This is a genomic window from Pullulanibacillus sp. KACC 23026 (genome assembly GCF_029094525.1).
In the GTDB taxonomy this organism is placed as follows: domain Bacteria; phylum Bacillota; class Bacilli; order Bacillales; family Sporolactobacillaceae; genus KACC-23026.
Window position 1 is genome coordinate 139865 of sequence record NZ_CP119107.1, and the last position, 15435, is coordinate 155299.

Annotated in this window: 14 protein-coding genes; 5 read left to right on the forward strand and 9 right to left on the reverse strand. The window is 42.1% G+C overall.

Annotated features, from left to right (window positions below; translation table 11 throughout):
• Positions 1-15: 15 nt before the first annotated feature.
• Positions 16-816, forward strand: coding sequence for a phosphonate ABC transporter, permease protein PhnE (gene phnE / locus PU629_RS00660; RefSeq protein ID WP_275282334.1), 801 nt, complete (start codon positions 16-18; stop codon positions 814-816).
• Positions 817-922: 106 nt separating this feature from the next.
• On the opposite strand, the gene PU629_RS00665 is transcribed toward phnE, so the two are convergent.
• The 3 genes from PU629_RS00665 to PU629_RS00675 form a co-directional block, all read right to left on the reverse strand.
• Complete coding sequence (locus tag PU629_RS00665) at positions 923-1489, reverse strand: NADPH-dependent FMN reductase (protein WP_275282335.1); 567 nt, start codon at positions 1487-1489, stop codon at positions 923-925.
• 12 nt (positions 1490-1501) lie between these two features.
• Positions 1502-2560, reverse strand: coding sequence for an LLM class flavin-dependent oxidoreductase (locus PU629_RS00670; RefSeq protein ID WP_275284526.1), 1059 nt, complete (start codon positions 2558-2560; stop codon positions 1502-1504).
• 307 nt (positions 2561-2867) lie between these two features.
• Positions 2868-4079, reverse strand: a complete 1212-nt coding sequence (locus tag PU629_RS00675) for an ROK family transcriptional regulator (RefSeq protein WP_275282336.1) — start codon at positions 4077-4079, stop codon at positions 2868-2870.
• A gap of 245 nt (positions 4080-4324) precedes the next feature.
• Here PU629_RS00675 and galT point away from each other — a divergent pair, with 245 nt between their 5' ends.
• From galT to PU629_RS00695, 4 genes are all read left to right on the forward strand, one after another.
• Positions 4325-5299, forward strand: a complete 975-nt coding sequence (galT, locus tag PU629_RS00680; protein WP_275282337.1) for a galactose-1-phosphate uridylyltransferase — start codon at positions 4325-4327, stop codon at positions 5297-5299.
• 6 nt (positions 5300-5305) lie between these two features.
• A complete protein-coding gene (locus tag PU629_RS00685; protein WP_275282338.1) occupies positions 5306-6496 on the forward strand; it encodes a galactokinase in 1191 nt (396 codons plus the stop codon).
• Positions 6497-6591: 95 nt separating this feature from the next.
• Positions 6592-7638 carry an aldose epimerase family protein gene (locus PU629_RS00690; RefSeq protein WP_275282339.1) on the forward strand — a complete coding sequence of 349 codons (1047 nt, stop codon included), beginning with the start codon at positions 6592-6594 and terminating at the stop codon, positions 7636-7638.
• Between the two features lie 177 nt (positions 7639-7815).
• A complete protein-coding gene (locus tag PU629_RS00695) occupies positions 7816-8991 on the forward strand; it encodes a LysM peptidoglycan-binding domain-containing protein (RefSeq protein ID WP_275282340.1) in 1176 nt (391 codons plus the stop codon).
• A gap of 126 nt (positions 8992-9117) precedes the next feature.
• Here the strand turns inward: PU629_RS00695 and PU629_RS00700 are convergent, their stop codons facing one another.
• From PU629_RS00700 to PU629_RS00725, 6 genes are all read right to left on the reverse strand, one after another.
• The gene (locus PU629_RS00700) at positions 9118-9567 is read right to left on the reverse strand and encodes an Lrp/AsnC family transcriptional regulator (protein WP_275282341.1); all 450 of its coding nucleotides are present in this window, start codon (positions 9565-9567) and stop codon (positions 9118-9120) included.
• A gap of 83 nt (positions 9568-9650) precedes the next feature.
• On the reverse strand, positions 9651-10490 hold the full coding sequence (gene opp4C, locus PU629_RS00705) for an oligopeptide ABC transporter permease (RefSeq protein WP_275284527.1): 840 nt from the start codon (positions 10488-10490) through the stop codon (positions 9651-9653).
• Between the two features lie 95 nt (positions 10491-10585).
• The gene (locus PU629_RS00710; RefSeq protein WP_275282342.1) at positions 10586-11536 is read right to left on the reverse strand and encodes an ABC transporter permease; all 951 of its coding nucleotides are present in this window, start codon (positions 11534-11536) and stop codon (positions 10586-10588) included.
• Positions 11537-11612: 76 nt separating this feature from the next.
• Positions 11613-13271, reverse strand: a complete 1659-nt coding sequence (locus PU629_RS00715) for a peptide-binding protein (protein WP_275282343.1) — start codon at positions 13269-13271, stop codon at positions 11613-11615.
• A 119-nt stretch (positions 13272-13390) separates the two neighbouring features.
• Entirely contained in the window at positions 13391-14416 is a 1026-nt protein-coding gene (locus PU629_RS00720) for an ABC transporter ATP-binding protein (RefSeq protein WP_275282344.1), read from the reverse strand.
• Positions 14413-15399, reverse strand: a complete 987-nt coding sequence (locus PU629_RS00725; protein ID WP_275282345.1) for an ABC transporter ATP-binding protein — start codon at positions 15397-15399, stop codon at positions 14413-14415. The genes PU629_RS00720 and PU629_RS00725 overlap by 4 nt, the downstream gene beginning before the upstream one ends.
• Between the last annotated feature and the right edge of the window lie 36 nt (positions 15400-15435).

A 15435-nucleotide genomic window follows, 5' to 3' on the forward strand; every position in this document is an offset into this window, starting at 1 on the left:
GGAGTCGTACGTCCTATGACGACATTAGAAAAACAGCTTAAGTCTGCACCGAACAATCGACTGTATATCTTAACAGTGACAGTGATCGTCCTCGTCCTGTTTGGATGGTCTTTAACCTCTGTTAATAGTATCGATCAAAAGGGGATGAAGGTCGCTGGCAGTATTATCACTGGTATTTTGCATCCTGATTTATCTCTTTTATTAAACGTTTCTACTCAAAGTGTGCTTTATCTGCTTGTTCAAACGGTTGCCATTGCCTTTCTAGGGACATTAGTTGGTGCGATTTTATCCATCCCTTTCGCTTTCTTAGCCGCCTCTAATATCGTGCCTAAGCCAGTTTCATGGATTGTTCGATTATTTTTAATTCTTGTTCGGACAATTCCTGCCATTGTATATGGACTGATGTTTATTCGTGTAACAGGCCCAGGACCTTTTGCAGGGGTTTTGACTGTCGGGATCACGTCCATTGGTATGCTCGCCAAATTATATGTGGATGCCATTGAAGAGTTAGATACACGTGTACTGGAATCTATGACATCAATCGGATGTACAACGTTTGAGAAAATTCGCTATGGGATTCTTCCTCAACTGTTTTCGATCTTTCTTTCCGTCACTATTTATCGTTTTGACATGAATATGCGTGAAGCGTCGATCCTTGGTCTGGTAGGAGCAGGTGGTATCGGGGCACCCCTTATGTTTGCGATGAGTGGTTACAAATGGAATCAAGTGGGCTCCATTTTATATGGACTAGTCATTTTGATCTTAATCATTGAATTTATTTCCAATAAATTAAGAGCCAAGTTAGTAAACGGTTAATACAAAAAGAAGAACAGCGCCTAATGGCTAGCTGTTCTTCTTTTTTTTGTTGAAGTAAAATAAGAACGCCTTACCATAAGACTAGGTCATGGATAAGGCGTTAGGATTAAAAATCGTATTCGGCTTCCTTAGCTTCACGTATTTTAGCTGTAGCTTCTGTCAAAAGGATAGTGTCGTCTATTAATCGTTCGAGTCGATATCTGACATCATCATTAATGATCTCTTTATTGTAAAAATCCTTTTCCTCAATAAAGACATAGGTCTGAACAATGTGGGCTTTCATATAGGCTAAGATTGGTTTTAGCTGGTATTCCGGGATTAAGTAATGCTTGGCAGAACCGGCTGTTACCACAAGGCTTGTTACTTTATCACGAAAGGCATTTTGCGGAAGGAGATCAAACACGTTTTTCAAAGTGGCAGGGATTGATGCTTGGAAAATGGGTGTTCCAATGATAAGGGCATCCGCCTGCATAATGCTTTGGGTGACAAAGGCTGTGTCACCTTCATAGTCAAGATAATTCCTTCCATCGCTGAATTGAAGATCATAATCGGCAAGATCGATTAAGGTGACTTCGGCTTCAGAATACTTGGAATTGAGAATTTCAATGGCTAAATTCATAGCCGTTCTTGTTTTGGAACCAACGTTTGAACCGGATAATACAACCATTTTCAAACTAGCCACCCCCTATTTTTTGGCTGTATATTTCTTAATAGCAGGTAAAATCTCTGTGGCAATAAGCTCTATATTCTTTCTCAGACGATCAAATGGAACACCGCCAAAATCAATTTGGGCTGCGTAGCGCTGGTGGCCATACATTTCGTGCTGATAAAGAATTTTTTCAATAATCTCCTGTGGGCTTCCAATATTCATAATGTTATGGGGATCAATCCCTTGGGCATAGTGCTGTTTTGGAAAGCCTTGACCGTTTGTCTTTTTCATTCCCTCATTAATATGAGGATACGTATCTTTAAGTGCTTGTTGGGAAGTTTCTGCCGCATAGAAGAAACCAGCCGTTGCGATTGGAAGTTCATCTGGGTTATGTCCACCCATTCGAGCGGCCTCACGATAGGCATCAATGGTCCGTTTAAAAATAACAGCAGGACCGCCTAAATGAGCCATGAACATCGGAACACCGGCATATCCAGCTTTAATGGCGCTCGCGGGAGAACCGCCGACAGCACGCCAAATAGGGAGGAAACCATTCAGCGGTCGTGGCAACACTTTCGCATTTCTTAATGGTGCCCGGTACTCCCCTTCCCAATCGATTACTTCATTTTCATTGATTTTAAGCAGGAGGTCAAACTTTTCTTCAAACAAGGCTTCATAGTCGCGCAAGTTATAGCCTAACAAGTCAAAGAGACCGACCCTAGAGGCGCGTCCAGCAATAAGTTCCGCTCTTCCATTAGAAATCAAATCTAAGGTCGCAAAGTTTTCGTAAACTCGAACCGGATCCGATGTACTAATGATGGTTGAGGAGCTGGCAATTTTTATATTTTTGGTAGCTTGAGCGATCGCAGCAAGAACGACGGCATGAGCTTGCGTGACAAAATAATCTTGGTGGCTTTCACCTACGCTAAAGAAATCAAGACCTGCTTCATCAGCAAGTTTAGCATATTCTATGATATGTTGAACCCGTTCATGGGCTGAAATTCGTCCACCTGAAAGGGGGTCAGGCAAGTGGTCACCGAGCGTGTAGATGCCAAATTCCAGGCCTTTGCTCGGATCGATTTTATAGGTTTCCATCATGTGGATTAACGTCCTTTCCTAAACAAGAGATGAAAAAATTGAATAATGGAATAAATGATTCGGAGGCTTACTTACTTATTGTAAGCTAAAAGGATCCTAAAAATAAAACAAACTGCTTATGATTGGTTTTTTATCAACAGTGGCGGTCATGGACGATATCGATCAGAGCAGTAGCTCTCTAAAGATGAGTCCCTATCTAATTAGTATCTGATTTTTTTAATCGCTTATTAATAAAAAAGTGAAAAGCAGCAGTAAAGTTTTAGTTAGGACGGAAACCTGATCTTAGCCTCATCCCCTCTCAGGCTCAATCAGTTGTAGGCGTCGCAAACAGTTCAGCAAGCAGCAAGGTGGCGGCCCCAATGGCCGTGGCATGTTGGCCGAGCTCTGAAGGGAGAACAACGGTATGCTTGGCCTTCTCGGTTAAGACAAGCTTATGAATGGTGCCTCTAAGGCTTTCAAACACAAAGCCTTCCGCTTTAGCGACACCGCCGCCAATAATGATCCGATCGGGGTTAAGTACGTGTATTAAATTCGTTATCCCGACCCCGAGTGCTTTTCCAGCCTCAGCTAGTAACCGTCTTGCAAGTGTGTCCCCAAGTTTCGCGGCTTCATAGATCGACTCTCCTGATAATGGACCGCCATGCTTTGCGTTTTTCAAAAGAGTTTCCTGTCCGTCATTCATTGCATGTATGGCTAGGTCAACTAGTGCAGGGCCAGAAGCAATCGCTTGGAGGCATCCTTCATTGCCACATTGACAAAGAGGCCCGTTCAAATCAATAATCATATGCCCAATTTCCCCAGCTATGGAGTGACGGCCATGAAAAAGCTTCCCGTCATGAATAATGCCTGCTCCAATTCCCCGGCCGACATTGATACACACTAGAGATTGTGAACCGCGCCCTGCTCCGAACCAAAATTCCCCTAAAGCCATGGCTCTAACGTCATTTTCAACTTTTACAAGCACATTAAATTTATCTTCAAGATAATCTTTAATCGGGATATCCTTCAGATGCAGATTAGGAGCGAGTAGGGAGATGCCCTTGTCTACATCCACAATGCCGTGCATGCCAACCCCTATACCGAGTAATTTATCGATATGGATTGGATTTTTTCGTATAAAGTTCTCTATGTTTCTTGCCATAAGCTCAAGCAGGTCTGTACGGGTGACTCCTTTTGGGACGTCATCTTCAGCGGAATCGATGATTTCCCCATTTAAATCGGTCAGAACAAGTTTAATGGAGCTTGGGCCGACATCTAATCCCACCACTTGATAACTGGAAGCATTAATCACCAGTAGGGTTGGTTTACGCCCTCCTTTTGACTCGCCCTGCTCGCTTTCCATAACGAGTTCCATATCCAATAATTCTTTCACGAGGCTGCTAACGGTTGGAGGGGTTAATTGGGTTATTTTTGCCAGATCAGCCCTGGAAATGGGACTGCGCTGTCTAATGGTATTTAAGATAAGAGATCGATTTAAAGATTTCATTAATTGAAAGCTGCCAACAAGTTTACTCATTAGGATTCTCCTTGTACGGTTCCGATTGAATCTTAGTTAATAAATTAACTTTACTTAATAGGAGTATTATACCTTAAATAAGGCGGACGAACATCATAAATAGTATGAAAAGTTCTATAAAAGGGTTGATTCAGCAGCGATCCCAACCTATAATGAAACTAAGTAAAATTAATTAATAAAGTGATTAACTAGTTGGTTAATGCCTACATGACGATTAACGATAATTAAATGAGGAGGTTATGAGCTTGGCTGAATTAAGATATAACCCGCTGCTTAGAGATTGGACGATGGTGTCGGCCAAACGGCAAAACAGACCAAATATGCCTAAGGATTTTTGTCCTTTTTGCCCAGGGTCTGGAAAAGTGCCTGATCATTATGATGTCCATCTTTATCACAACGATTTTCCAGTGCTGTCTGAGAATCCTCCCGTTCCAGATAATGTGGGTGGAAAGCTTTATCAAACAAGAGAGGCTTATGGGCGCTGTGAAGTCGTCCTGTATTCACCGGACCATCATGCAACTATTCCTGATTTACCAAAAGAAAATATGCAAAAGCTTATTCAGTTGTGGTGTGACACCTTCTCCGAGTTAGAAAAGGATCCTAAGCATCAATATGTCATGATTTTTGAGAATCGTGGAGAAGAGGTAGGTGTGACAATGCCTCACCCCCATGGTCAGGTCTATGCATATCCGTTTATTCCTTTAAAGGTTAAGACAGAGCTTTCTTCTTGTCAGGATTATTATGAAGAAACAGGTCATAATCTGTTTGATGTCATGATTGAAGAAGAAAAAGCGTTTGGAGAGCGGGTCATTTTAGAAGGGAAAACCTTTATTGCCTACATTCCCTTTTTTACTGATTATCCTTTTGGTGTTCACCTTGTTTGTAAGACTAATAAAACGGCCATTACAGAGTTTACAAACGATGAGAAGGAAGAATTGGGGAACATGCTCCAAAGCTTAGTTGGAGGTATGGACTGCCTCTATAATCGTTTGTTCCCGTATATGATGGTCATGCATCAAAGGCCGTCAAACCTGGAGGACCCGAAGGACTATTACCGATTCCATATTGAATTTTATCCGCCATTAAGAGACAAAGATAAGATCAAGTACAATGCTTCGTCAGAGACAGGCGGCTGGGCAGCTGCGAACCCAACAAAGGTTGAGGAAACATCTACCCTTTTAAGAGATGCCATACAAGTTTATTTAAAAAAGAAAGGATAGGTTCTTGTGACACAATCCATTGAAAAATCACTCTTACAGAATTTCCAGGAGTATTTTGGGGAGAGCGACCAGCCTGTGCGTCTGTTCTTTGCACCGGGAAGAGTTAATTTGATTGGAGAGCATACCGATTATAACGGCGGATATGTCTTTCCAGCTGCCATAACCTTAGGCACTTATATGGCAGTAAGAAAACGCAATGATTCCAAATATGTGATGAAAAGTGACAATTTCCCAGGTAATCAAGTGGAGATCGATCAGTCGCTAATTGTTAATGATCCCAATGATGATTGGGGCAATTATCCTAAGGGAATTATTAAGGAATTGCTCGAATTGGGGGTGCCGCTTGCAGGAGCGGATCTTTTATATCACGGTAACCTTCCCAATGGGGCGGGCCTGTCGTCCTCTGCTTCGATTGGAATGGTAACCGCTTACGGACTCTCTCAGCTCGTTGATTTTTCTATCTCGACCAAAGAACTTGCCTTTTTGTGCCAGCGCATGGAAAACCGTTTTATAGGCGTCAATACAGGGATTATGGATCAAACCGCTGTTGGCTTTGGAAAGGCAAATCAAGCCATTTTACTTAATTGTAAGTCCTTTGAACTGGAAATGATTCCACTGAATTTAGGCGATTATAAAATCGTGATAACGAATACGAATAAACGCAGAGGTTTGGCGGATTCGAAATATAATGAACGCAGGCAAGAATGTGAAAAGGGATTGGCAGAACTTCAGCAGGTTAAGGCTGGTTTGACTTGTTTAGGGGATTTATCGCTAGAATTATTTGAAGAGCTTGAGGGGACTATTAAAGAACCTCTTATTAAAAAGCGTGTCAGACATGTTGTGACAGAGGACAACAGAGTTCTTCTGGCAGCACAGTATTTAAAAGAAGACCAATTAGAAGCGTTCGGTCAATTAATGATTGCTTCTCATCTTTCGCTTCGTGATGATTATGAAGTGACGGGTGCAGAGCTTGATGCTTTGTTTGAGTCGCAAAAAGCTGCTCCGGGCTGTATCGGGACAAGAATGACAGGAGCAGGCTTCGGTGGTTGTACGGTGAGTCTCGTCAATTCGAATCAATTAGACGCCTTTGAGCAGCAGGTTCAAGAAGCCTATTTTAACAGGACGGGTTTAACCCCTACCTTTTATATGTGTGAAGCAGGACCAGGCGTGCTTGAATTAGAAAAACAATCCAATTGATTTTTATAGAGTTTTTCGAAAGTTGAATCTAGCAGTAGAGGCCGAAAAGGACTAAAATGATAGAATGAGACAAGTTTAATTAAGGGAGACTGGATATGAAGGTTTTATCAGAAGTTTTTGGTCAGTTAGGTCAAGAAACAGTGATGAGTTATACACTCGAGAATAATAATGGGATGGCGATGACTTGCATTAACTATGGCTGTATTATTACGAAGATCCTTGTACCGGACCGGGAAGGGGAATTTGAAAATATTGTTTTGGGCTATGACCATCTTGAAGAATACCTTCACGACTCGCCTTATTTTGGAGCGGTTGTCGGCCGCGTGGCAGGTCGAATAAAAGGGGCCTCTTTTAAGCTGGGTGATCAAGTCTATCAGTTAGCTAAAAATGAATCCCCGAACCACCTTCATGGAGGAATTAAAGGCTTTAGTGATGTCGTCTGGCAGGCAAGCCCGTTTGAGAAAGAAGAGTCAGTTGGACTGGTATTCACTTATACAAGTCCAGATGGTGAAGAAGGGTATCCTGGGACAGTTAAGATGACCGTTACTTATACATTAACCAATGATAACTGTTTTAGAATTGATTATGAGGGAGAAACGGATCAAACCACCCTTTTAAATGTCACCAACCATTCTTATTTTAATTTAAGCGGGGATTTAAAACGGGATATTTTAGATCAGGAATTAACGCTTAAAAGCCATGCGTTTTATGAACTGGATGAAGAATTGCTCCCGACAGGCAAGCTTTTAAGTGTTGAAGGAACACCGTTTGATTTCCAGAATGGGAAGCAAATCGGAGCGGATATTAAAGAAGACCATCCGCAGCTTAAAGTAGGGAACGGCTATGATCATCCATTTCAGCTTTCTGAGAATCATAACGAGGAAATTGTTTTGGTTGATGAGGCAAGCGGTCGTAAACTGACGGTCGAAACGGACCAGCCGTGTGTAGTGGTCTATTCAAGCTCCACCATGGGGGATGATTTAACGATTCGAGGCGTTCAATCGAAACAATACTTAGGCATTTGCTTTGAAACCCAAGGTCCTCCTGATGCGATTCATCACCCTAACTTTGAATCCTGTGTATTAGAAAAAGGCGATGTCTATCGCACATCCACAACGTTTTCCTTTTCTACAATAAAATAAGACCAATCCGAAAAGCCTGATTTAATTGAAATCGGGCTTTTCTGCTTCTATGGGAATTTACGGCCATTCCAGGATGACAACGCAGGAGGCTAAGGTGTCTAATTTTTACAAAAAGAGAAACGCTCAGTCCATTCTTTCCATAAAATAACAGTAATCATTTTGGAAAGGATGATTTTTGTGCCGAAATTAAATGGAATTGATTGTTCGACACGTTTAAATGCCTCATCAATCTCAAAGTTAAAATCAGAAGGGATTAAATATATAGGGCGTTACCTTGGAGACAGTTGGAAGTCTATAGATCGAGAGGAAGCTAAAACTATAATTGACGAAGGACTCAGCATTGTGAGTATATGGGAGACCAACCCCACTTATGCGGATTATTTTACGAAAGCAAAGGGTATATCAGATGCTCAGAATGCTTATTCTTTTGCCCAATCATTAGGTCAACCGACGGGGAGTGCGATTTTTTTCGCGGTTGATTTTGATGCACAAGGTGATGCATTAACGGCGATTTCTGAGTACTTCTCTGGAGTCAAAGTAGGGCTTAAAGGTTCTTATAAGATAGGGGTTTACGGTTCCTATACGGTGTTGAATCATCTGTATAGCGAGAAGGCTTGTGATTTTTATTGGCAAACGACGTCTTGGTCACGAGGGCAGCAGGCTAAGTTCATAAGTATCCTGCAATACAGTCAGGATAGGACTTTGGCAGGTGTGTCTGTGGACTATAATGAGGTTCTAGACGGAAAGGGAGCATGGCGTAAGACCCCTGCAAGTTCTGGAAGCGGAACCCGTTCGTCAAGTTCAACTGCCCAACCCTCAAAGGAATCCACCAAGGAACCTTCAAAGAAATCCTCAAAGGCTACTCCAACCACTTATGTTGTAAAGCAAGGCGACACATTAAATGCCATAGCTGCGAAATTCGGAACAACCGTTCAAAAGTTGGTAAAGCTCAATGGAATAGAAAACCCCGACTTAATCTATGTCGGCCAGAAAATTAAGCTGAAAGCCACTAAAACTAGTTCATCAAAAGCAGGTTCCTCTGAGCCGAGCTATTATACCGTGAAAAAGGGAGACACCTTATCAAAGATCGCGGCGGAGTTTCATACAACCATAAAAGAGTTAATGGCTTTAAATTCGATACAGAACCCTGATTATATCCAAGCCGGTCAGAAGCTGAAGTTGCCTGGATCAAAGGCTAATACGGACTCTCCAAAGTATTATACGGTCGAAAAAGGGGACACTTTATCTGGAATCGCAGCAACGTACCATACAACCATTCAGCAATTAATGAGCTGGAATCACCTTCAAGATCCTGATCTAATCAAGGTGGGGGAGCGACTAAGGGTAAAATAAAAAAGGAATGTGGTAATACAGTCAGTAGACCCTTGTTTTCTTCACAAATAGAAAGACCTGCACTAGTTTCTGCTATTAGTGTAGGTCTTTTTATTTTAGAAGGCGATTGATTGGCGGTAATCAAACTCAAACATATTCAAATGTGTTCTTATAGACTTCAAACTGAACGATGACATTTGTTTTGGTAATATGGTTGATCATGTGAAGCTCTTTGATAAATTCAGTCAATTCATCGTAGGTTGAGTGAAAGGACTGGATTAAAAGCTGGTATTCCCCAGATGTCATCGTCACAAAGCGAATGGCTGGGTGTTTGACCAGAGCTTCTCTTACTTCTTGTAAATGGGTATTAGCGACACTCATTTGACTGATAGCAACCACCTTAATACCTAGTGATATAGGGTTGACTACCCCCGTTACCTTTAGGATGTCGTTATCAATTAAATTTTTGAAACGCGTCCGGATCGTTTTCTCAGTTACTTCAAGACGCTCAGCCATCTCAGAGAAGGACATTCGTCCGTCCTTTGAAAGTAGATGTACAATTCCCTTGTCTAAGTCATCCAAAATGTCTTGTTTCAATAATAGGTCACCTCTCAACTCTTTTTATAATTTCTTAGAATATACGTTTAAATTATAGCGAGAGATGAGTATTCAGCCAATAGTTATTCAATCATCTTCGGATCAAAGGCATCTCTTAGTCCATCTCCTATGAAGTTGAAGGAAAGAACGGTTAAGAAGATCATAATTCCAGGAAATAATGGATACCACCATGCCGTTAGCATAATTGTTATATTTTGGGCATCTTGCAGCATATTTCCCCAGCTTGGTGTTGGGGGCTGAATACCTAGACCTAGGAAGCTAAGGGTGGCTTCTGCCAAGATGACATACCCGATTTGGAGGGTAGCCGAAACAATAATTGGACCGATTGCATTTGGTAAGATGTGAGAGAAAATAATTTTAGAGCTTTTTACACCCATGGTTTTTGCCGCTAGGACGAACTCTCGTGTTCGAAGGGTAAGAAATTCACCGCGAACGAGTCGGGCTGTCCCGGTCCAGCTAAATAAGGCAAAGACAATAATGAGTGTTAATAGACTGCCTTGAAAAATGGTAACAAGCGTAATTAATAGAAATAAAGAGGGGAAGGAAATGATGATATCAACAAAGCGCATTAATAGAGCATCGATCCAACCGCCAAAATAGCCTGCAACCGCTCCAATGACTGTTCCAATTACGATTATACCGATAACCGATCCGAAACTTACCAGTAAAGATATCCGTGCTCCGTATAAAAGTCTTGCAAAGGTGTCACGCCCTAATGAATCCGTTCCTAACCAATATTTTTTGCTTGGCTTAGCCAGTTTATCCAAAAGCTCTTGATGGTCAGGGGAATGATGAGTTAAAAACGGGGCAAAAATAGCAGCCAACACGATAATTAATATAATGATAGACCCAAGAACGGCCAACTTATTTCTCATGAACTTTCTCACTGAAATTTTTAACATCGTTTCTGGTTTCTTGATTGTTACGGTGTTTAACGGAGTGGGTAGTGTGTTGTTAGTTAGTTTCGGTTCAAGCTGTGCCATGGAAATGTCCTCCTTTAATACTCAATTCGTGGGTCGACAATCGCATAAAGAATATCAGCAATGAGGTTACCTATGACAACAAGTGTTGCAGAAATCATAGTAAGTGCCATGATGACAGGATAATCTCGTTGGAAGGCGGCATCAAGGAACAAAAGACCAATTCCAGGCCAGTTAAAGATAGACTCGACAACTACCGCACCGCCAATAAAGGAAGGGATAATCAAACCGATAATCGTAATAACGGGCATGAGACTATTTCGAAGACCATGCTTATACACAACTCGACTTCCTCTAAAGCCTTTTGCTCGGGCTGTACGAATGTAGTCCTGTCTTAATACTTCAATCATGCTTGAGCGCGAATAGCGTGTTAGACCAGCCATATCGGCTGTTGCCAGCACAAAAGCAGGGAGGATGAGGTGATGGATTCGATCCCAAATGCTAAACGGTGCATTCAAAGTTTGGACACCGCCGGCTGGGAAAATCGGGTGCTGAACGGCAAAGAACATAAGAAGGACAAGGCCGATCCAAAAGTTAGGTGTTGCAATACCAAGAAAAGAAACCGTTGTAACGGTGTAATCTGTTATGGTATAAGGCCGTGTTGCAGATAGAATGCCAAATGGAATTGAGATGATAAAGGCAAGAAGAGCAGATACCACCATTAAAAGCAGTGTGTTAGGGAGTCGACTGAGTATTAAACTGCTTACTGTTACGCCTTGGTGAATAAGTGAGTCACCAAAATTCCCTTGCAACATCTGCCATAACCATTTGAAGTATTGAATGTAGACGGGTTGATCAAGTCCATAGGCATGGATAAAAGCTACACGATCTGATGGTTTAATATGCGGATCCATTAATAAAGAGGTAGGGTCACCCGGTGCTAAATGAATGATTGCAAAAGAGATAATGGATATGCCAAGTAATAACGGGATCGCCACCAAAATGCGTCGGATGATGTATGATGCCAAGTCGATCGCCTCCTAGAATCAGGCTAATGGAAGTTGGAAACGGGAAGGAAGAACCTCCCCGTTCCAAGCCTGAGCATTAGTTTTGTTTAATCCACCAATCTTTGATGTGGTAGTAGTCAGCTGCTGAGAGCTGTTGAACATTTTGTAGCTTAGGATTGTACATGATGTGCGCATTTGGATAGTACAAGAAGGAATAAGGTTGATCTTGAGCAATACCAGCTTGAATTTGCTTAATGACTTCTCCGCGCTTCGTTTGATCAGTAATGGATGTGTTTTCTGCCATTAATTTATCCATTGCCGGGTCTGAGTAATGGACAAAGTTGAGACCATTTTCAGCTTGTGAGGAAGCAAAGATTGCTGTTGGATCTGGGTCAACACTAAGAGACCAGCCTAAGATACAGGCATCGAACTTCCATGGTTTTGTCGTAACTTCTTGAATAAAGGCACTCCACTCTTCAATTTTTGGAGTGGCTTCCACACCAATTTGTTTCCACATTTGCTGAGCAACTTGAGCAATTTGCTCACGTGCTGTATTCCCTTGGTTCGTTTTAATAGTGAAAGAGAATTTCTTACCGTCTTTTTCTAATATGCCATCTGGACCAGGCTTCCAACCTGCTTCGGCCAGAAGTTTCTTAGCTTTCGCCGGGTTATAGTCAAAAGAAGGGACATCTGGATTGTATGCCCATTTTTCAAGTGGAGATCCAGGTGTGTTGGCGATTTTGCCATCCCCGTTTAAAACGGATTTAATTATTTTATTACGATCTAATGCATAAGTTAAGGCTTGGCGTACTTTAGGATCTTTGAACAAAGGATTCTGCTCATTATAACCAATGAATGTGTAGTCAAGAGCTAAGGTTGTTTGGATTTTAGCTTTACCTTGCTGGACAAGATTTTGGCCGGTTGCGAGGTCTGTTGATTGAAGATCCATATAATCAATATCGCCAGCTTGGAATTGGGTTAAAAGGGCGTTGGCATCTGGGACGATTTTGTAAGTGATCGTGTTGATGTGAGCCGGACCATCAAAGTAGTCGGGGTTCTTTTCAACCTTTACATATTGACCGTCTTTCCATTCAACAAACTTATATGGACCGGTACCAATTGGGTCTTTCGTGTTGAAGTCAGCCTTATCCATTTCTTTAATAGGCACATCCCCTAAAATGTGTTTAGGTAAAATCCCATAGGAACATGTTGTCGTTAGAAATGGTGCATAGGGTTCCTTTAAAGTAATTTGGACCGTTGAAGAATCGAGAGCCTTGATGTCTTTGATTTGTTCAAAATCAGAACCCCGCGCCCCCGTGTAATCTTTGCTTCTAGGAATGTTATAAGAGAATACGACGTCATCAGCTGTGAAAGGCTTTCCGTCTTGCCATTTGACGCCTGATTTTAAATGGAACGTGTAAGTTAAGCCATCTGATGAAACATCCCAGCTTTTTGCTAAGTCACCGACGGGTTTTAGGTTTTTATCCACCGTTGTGAGACCATTAAAGATAAAGCCTTCAATATCACCGCTTGGTATATCAGTAGAATAGTAAGGGTTAAATGTAGTTGGAGAACCGATCGAACCGACAATGAGGTCACCGCCGTCTTGCGGCTTTCCAGAACTTGTTTTAGTTGAATCCGTGTTTTTAGTGTCCGTTTGACTGCTTGTTTTACTTGTGCTGCCACAAGCGCTTAAGACGAGTGACAGGACAACAACGATAGATAATAAGAGTATAAGTGAACGACTCTTCTTCAAATGAAACCCTCCCCTAAATTAAAATGAGATAAAATGGATGCAAAAACTAACAGCCTATTAGACGAACTTCTGTCCATCCTTCCCCCCTCTCAAGTCAATTCATTATGTAGCACTTATCATCAAGAGTAGAGATGACAAGCGACAAAATGCTCAGTTGATTTTTCTTTAAAGGCAGGGATCACTTCTCGGCAAATATCCATCGCCATTGGACAACGTGTATGGAACACACAGCCGCTTGGAGGGTTGGCGGGACTCGGCAATTCCCCTTTCAAGACAATTCGCTCTTTCTTAGCAACCCCTTCTTTCATAGGCACAGGGACCGCAGAAAGTAAGGCTTGCGTATAGGGGTGTAACGGATTGCTATAAAGTGAATCTTTAGGTGCAACCTCCATCATTTTTCCGAGATACATAACAGCAACGCGATCACTGATATGACGGACAATGCTAAGATCATGCGAGATAAATAGGTAGGTGAGATCAAAGTCTTTCTGAAGATCCTGCATCAGATTAACAATTTGAGCCTGGATGGAGACGTCGAGTGCTGAGACGGCTTCATCGGCAATGATGAGATCCGGACGAAGGGCAAGCGCACGTGCAATGCCAATCCGTTGGCGCTGACCGCCCGAAAATTCATGAGGGTATCGGTTCATAAAACTAGAGTTAAGACCAACCGTTTCAAGCAGTTCCTGTACGCGTTGCTCCCTTTCTTTCCGATTATTAAGAATATTGTGGGTGTGGAGAGGCTCCATCAACGTTTTTTCTAAGGTTTTTCTTGGATTTAAGGAGGCGTAGGGATCCTGGAATATCATTTGAATATCACGGCGAACGGTTTTTCTAAGGTCATTTTCAGAGGCATGTGAAATATCTTTTCCCTTAAAGATAATTTGTCCGTCTGTTGGTTCATAAAGGCGAATAATGGATCGCCCGGCAGTTGATTTTCCACAGCCGGATTCTCCGACAATTCCAACCGTTTCCCCTTTTTTAACCTTTAACGAAAACCCATCCACTGCTTTTACTTGTCCAACCGTTTTTCTCATGACACCGGATTTGATAGGGAAATGTTTCTTTAAATCGTTGACTTCGAGAAGATAATCCTGATTGCTACCAAGGCCATTTTCTTGTGAAGTCTGTGTTTCTGTCGTCATTTCGCGGTCACCTCCACTTGGTCGTATAAGAAACAGCGTACAGAGCGGTTAGGTCCCATCGTTTTGAGTTCAGGTTGGGATTCGAAGCATTTCCCAAAGGCCTTCTTGCAGCGAGGTGCGAAGCGGCAGCCTGCTGGTAAGGCGTTCGGTGATGGAACGTTGCCAGGAATAGATTCCAGCCTTTTGATTTCCCCATCGAGGGAAGGAACAGAATTAATAAGGCCTTCTGTGTATGGATGCAAAGGCTTGGCAAACAAATTGGCGATTTCCGCTTCTTCAACGACTTGGCCAGCATACATGACAATAACCCGTTCGGCGAGCTCTGATACCACACCAAGATCGTGTGTAATAAGGAGAATAGAGGTATTGAATTTCTTGGTCAAATCTTTCATGAGTTCAAGAATTTGGGCCTGAATGGTTACATCTAAGGCGGTTGTCGGTTCGTCTGCAATTAAGAGCTTAGGGTTACAACTCATGGCTATGGCAATCATAACCCGTTGTCTCATTCCGCCTGATAGTTTATGAGGGTATTCATCTACTAAGGATTCAGCCCTTGAAAATCCAACCATTTCTAGAAGTTCAATGGCCTTTTGGCGTGCTTGAGCCCGGGGGATTTTTTGATGATACCTCAACACTTCAATAATCTGTTCGCCAATAGTTAAAACAGGGTTAAGGGATGTCATCGGTTCTTGAAAAATCATTGAGATGTCCTTGCCGCGTATTTTGCACATTTTCCCTTCGGAGGTTTTAACAAGATTGGTATCTTCCAACCAAATCTCACCATCGACAATTTCACCCCCAGGAGTTGGGACGAGCTTCATAATGGATAGAGAAGTCATGCTCTTTCCGCATCCTGATTCACCAACTAAGGCAACGGTCTCTCCTTTTTTAATGGAAAAGTCTACACCATCGACAGCAGGTGTCACCTCTTTTTTTGATTTGAAATAGGTTTTAAGATTATTAACTTTCAATAACGTTGACATGTTAGATCCCCCCTGCAGATTAAGTATGTATAAGAT